At 69.1% G+C, this 3690-nt stretch carries 6 protein-coding genes; 5 read left to right on the forward strand and 1 reads right to left on the reverse strand.

The genetic code is table 11. From position 1 onward, the window contains the following. Positions 1-29: 29 nt before the first annotated feature. On the reverse strand, positions 30-1220 hold the full coding sequence (locus AC01Y6_RS09875) for a thiolase family protein (protein ID WP_476671350.1): 1191 nt from the start codon (positions 1218-1220) through the stop codon (positions 30-32). A 68-nt stretch (positions 1221-1288) separates the two neighbouring features. Between AC01Y6_RS09875 and AC01Y6_RS09880 the strand changes: the two genes are divergently transcribed. The 5 genes from AC01Y6_RS09880 to AC01Y6_RS09900 form a co-directional block, all read left to right on the forward strand. After that, positions 1289-1756 (forward strand): GspH/FimT family protein, encoded by a 468-nt coding sequence (locus tag AC01Y6_RS09880; protein ID WP_347240302.1) that lies wholly within the window; start codon positions 1289-1291, stop codon positions 1754-1756. After that, positions 1743-1913, forward strand: a complete 171-nt coding sequence (locus AC01Y6_RS09885) for a type IV pilus modification PilV family protein (protein WP_476671352.1) — start codon at positions 1743-1745, stop codon at positions 1911-1913. Before AC01Y6_RS09880 ends, AC01Y6_RS09885 begins: the two co-directional genes overlap by 14 nt. Next, positions 1877-2113, forward strand: coding sequence for a hypothetical protein (locus AC01Y6_RS09890; RefSeq protein ID WP_476671354.1), 237 nt, complete (start codon positions 1877-1879; stop codon positions 2111-2113). The genes AC01Y6_RS09885 and AC01Y6_RS09890 overlap by 37 nt, the downstream gene beginning before the upstream one ends. After that, the gene (locus AC01Y6_RS09895; RefSeq protein WP_347240303.1) at positions 2110-2820 is read left to right on the forward strand and encodes a prepilin-type N-terminal cleavage/methylation domain-containing protein; all 711 of its coding nucleotides are present in this window, start codon (positions 2110-2112) and stop codon (positions 2818-2820) included. The genes AC01Y6_RS09890 and AC01Y6_RS09895 overlap by 4 nt, the downstream gene beginning before the upstream one ends. Before the next feature lie 12 nt (positions 2821-2832). Next, positions 2833-3690 (forward strand): pilus assembly PilX family protein (locus AC01Y6_RS09900; RefSeq protein WP_476671353.1); only part of this gene is annotated, 858 nt, incomplete at its 3' end.

A 3690-nucleotide genomic window follows, 5' to 3' on the forward strand; every position in this document is an offset into this window, starting at 1 on the left:
CTCGAGGCCTTTGAGCTGGACGGCCTCCTCTAGACCCGCTCCACCGCCACCGCCACCGACCCCCCGGTCCCGTGGCAGATGGCGGCGAGGCCCCTTTCCTCCCCCTTCACCCGGAGGGCGTTGAGGAGGGTCACCAGGATCCTCGCCCCGCTCGCCCCGATGGGGTGGCCCAGGGCCACGGCCCCTCCGAAGACGTTGAGCCTCTCGTAGGGCACCCCCAGGAGGCGGCTGAAGAGGACGTTGTTCAGGGCGAAGGCCTCGTTGTTCTCAAAGAGGCCGAAGTCCGAAACCCTTAGGCCTAGCCGGTCCAAAAGCCTTTTGGCCGCGGGGATGGGGGCCTCGGGAAAGCGCCAGGGCTCCCCGGCGGCCCAGGCCCCGCCCAACACCTTGGCGATGGGCCTAAGCCCGTGGGCCTTTACCGCCTCCTCCGAGGCGAGGAGAAGGGCCGCCGCCCCGTCGGAGATCTGGCTGGAGTTCCCCGCGGTGAGGACCCCGTCCTTCCTGAAAGCGGGCCTGAGGGCGGCCAGGGACTCCGGGGTGGTCTCGGGCCGGATGCCCTCGTCCCGCTCCAGCAAAACCGGGCCCTTCTTGCCGGGAAGCTCCAGGGGAGCGATCTCCCAGGCGAACTGGCCCCCCTCCGTGGCCTCCCAGGCCCGCCGGTGGGAGAGGTAGGCGGCCTCGTCAATCTCCCGCCGCGTCACCCCGTGGTCCTGGGCCAGGCGCTCCGCCTGCTCCCCCATGGCCTCGCCGGTGAAGGGGTCGGAAAGCCCGTCCCGGAGGAGGATGTCCTGGAGGCCCTCCGGCGCCCCCATGAGGAACTTGTACCCCCAGCGCGCCCGGTGGGAGAGGTAAAAGCCCGCCTGGCTCATGGACTCCATCCCCCCGGCGAGGACCAGGTGGGCCTCCCCCGTGCGCAGGAACTGGAAGGCGTTTAAGACCGCCATCATCCCCGAGGCGCAGACCATGTCCACCTGGTACCCGTCCACCTCCTTGGGGATGCCCGCCCTTAGAGCGGCCTGCCTGGGCAGAAGCTGCCCGTGCCCGGCCCGGAGCACGTTCCCGAAGACGTAGAGGTCCAAGGCCTTCCCCTCCACCCCGGCCCGCTTTAGGGCCTCCCGCATGGCGTGGGCCCCGAGCTCCACCGGGCTCACGTCCTTCAGGGCCCCCCCGAACTTGCCGATGGGGGTCCTGGCCGCGGAAACGATGTAGACCTCCTGCATGGGCCCATCATACCCCCCATTTGGGGGATGCGCACCCCGGGGGGAAGCCCCTAACCTGAGTCAGGGAGGTGGGCCCTTTGGTAAAGCGCGGCCTCAGCTTGCTGGAACTTCTCGTGGTCCTCGCCGTCCTGGGCATCCTGGGCGCTCTTGCCTACACCAACTACAGCGCCGCCTACCGCCTCAGGGCGGCGGGAACCGAGCTCAGGACCTTCCTCCTCGCCGCCCGCACCGAGGCCATCCGCCGGGGAACGGGGGTGGCGGTGGTACCGGAGGACCGGGGGCTCCTGAGCTGCGTGGACGAAAACCGAAACCGAGCGTGCGACCCGGGGGAAGCCCCCCTGCGCCGGTTTGACCCGGGAGGGTACGGCGCGGCCCTGGACCTAAGGAGCGGCTTCTCCCCGGGCCTCCGCTTCAACGCCCTGGGAAGGCCCAACACGGGGGCGAGCTTGGTCCTGCGCTTGGGCGGGCGGAGCCTCACCCTGTGCGTGGGCATGGGAGGAAGGGTGCGGGAGGTGAGCGGCGATGCGTGCTCGTAAGGGCCTCACCTTGCTGGAAGTGCTCCTGGCCATGGGGCTCCTCGCCGTGGTGGTGCTGGCCTTCGCTTCCCTGCAGGTGACAAGCCTCCGCGCGGGCGGCAGGGCCGGGAGCTCCAGGCCGTGGTCCGGGAGATGGAGAACTTCATGGAAAGGCTGAGGCAGGACCCCCAAGGCCTCCTCAGCCTTTGCAACGGTCCCCTAACCCTGGGGGGAAAGGAAGGCACCTGCACCGCCACCCCTTGCGCCGTGGCCCAGGACGGCGGCCTCACCTGCCCCACCTCGGGGGAGGCGCGGGCCTACCAGGTGGTTCTGGAGGTGGAGGGCAAACGGCTGGAAACGGTGGTGTATCGGCCATGAGAAGGCAAGGGTTTTCCCTCCTCGAGCTCTTGCTGGCCTCCGTCCTCATGGGAAGCCTCTTCCTGGTGGTGCTGGCCCTGGGAAACTCCAGCATCACCCTAAGGGAGCGGGAAAGGGCGAGGGGGCGGCTCGCCGACGAGCTGAGCCTCACCGCCACCGTGCTGGCCCGGGAGCTCTACACGGTGGGCTACCGCCTCACGGGCCAGGCCCTGGCGCTGAGCCCAGACTCCCAAGGGGACAGCCTCCAGGGGTGGTTCCTCTGCGAAGCGGGCATGGAGGAGCTTTGCGGGGAAAGCCTGGGGCAGATAAGGGGCACGGGCTACGCGGTGGACCAGGGAGCGCTCCGCTGGGGCGCTTGCACGGGAGCGGGCTGCGCCCCTTCACCCGACAACCCCGTTCTGGGAGGGGACGAGGTGCGGGTGGAGGCCTTCCGGGTCGCCTACCTGGAAGGGGACGCCTGGAAGCGGCAGGCCCAGGCGGTGAACCTGGGGCAAGAAGGCGCAAGCCCCAAGGTGAGCGCCTTGGCCCTCTACCTGCTGGCCTCCGCTCCCGTGCGGGGTGGGGCCCCCGCCTTCACCCCCGGGAGCACGCTCATCTACCCTCCCGGGCTTTCCCCTAGCCTTCTTGAGCTTCCTGCGGTGGCCAACGACGGGCGCCTTCGGGCGGAGAAGCTCTGGATCGTCCAGACGCCGAACCTGGCGCGCTGAAAGGAGGAAGGCATGAACCAAAAAGGCATAGCGGTTGTGGTGGCCCTCATCGGGATGACGGTGGTCCTCATGCTCTCCCTGGCCATGGTGCAAAGTGCCCTGGGCAACCTGAAGACGGGGGGCGACCTCCTGAACCGGGCCCAGGCCCGCCAGCGGGCCGAGGCGGGCGTGGACCACGCCCTGGCCTACCTGGACGGCAAACCATCCCTGAGCGCCGCCCAAACCGTCTCGGGCCAGGGCTATACCGCCACCCTCACCCCCCAGAATCCCGAGGGGAACGAGGTCCGCATAGAAAGCCAGGGCCAGGCTGGCCTCGCCCGGCACACCGCCGTGGCCGTGGTGCGCCTCCAGCCCGTTCCTGCCCAGGCGCAAAACCCCCTGTTCGGCCAGGGATGGATTAGCGGCGGGCGCATCACCATCAACGGCGGGGTGGACCTCTGGGGAAGCCGCCTCCACGCCGACCTGGGCTACGGTAACCTGTCGGGTCAAATCCAGGTCTGCGATAGCTCAGGCCAAGGGTGCCGAAACCTCAACCAGGTCAACCCGCCGCCCATCACGGGAGGGGCGGGGGTTACGGGTGCGCAGTGCAACGCCGAGGGGAAGAACATGGTGGTCTGCGATGGCTCCGCGCCCAAGTACCAGGTCTGCCCGGTATACCAGACCCTCTCCGACCCTAACTTCACCTGCCTGGACGCCGTCACGGGTAGAGTCGTGCGGTGGGACCAGGCCACCCGCATCACCAGGCCCGACGTGAACGAGCTAAGCACGAGGCGCCTAGGGGTCAGGGTCAAGGACCCCAATCCCAACGAAAAGGTCAATCCCTACGACGACGCCAATGCCAAAGGCCTTTGCGACGTCCGCTTCACCAGC

This window comes from Thermus sp. (assembly GCF_056332225.1).

What these genes read in the sequence shown, in the direction of transcription:
- AC01Y6_RS09875 (WP_476671350.1), bottom strand. Translation starts at nt 1,220, where the DNA reads ATGCAGGAGGTCTACATCGTTTCCGCGGCCAGGACCCCCATCGGCAAG.
- AC01Y6_RS09885 (WP_476671352.1), top strand. Translation starts at nt 1,743, where the DNA reads ATGCGTGCTCGTAAGGGCCTCACCTTGCTGGAAGTGCTCCTGGCCATG.
- AC01Y6_RS09895 (WP_347240303.1), top strand. Translation starts at nt 2,110, where the DNA reads ATGAGAAGGCAAGGGTTTTCCCTCCTCGAGCTCTTGCTGGCCTCCGTC.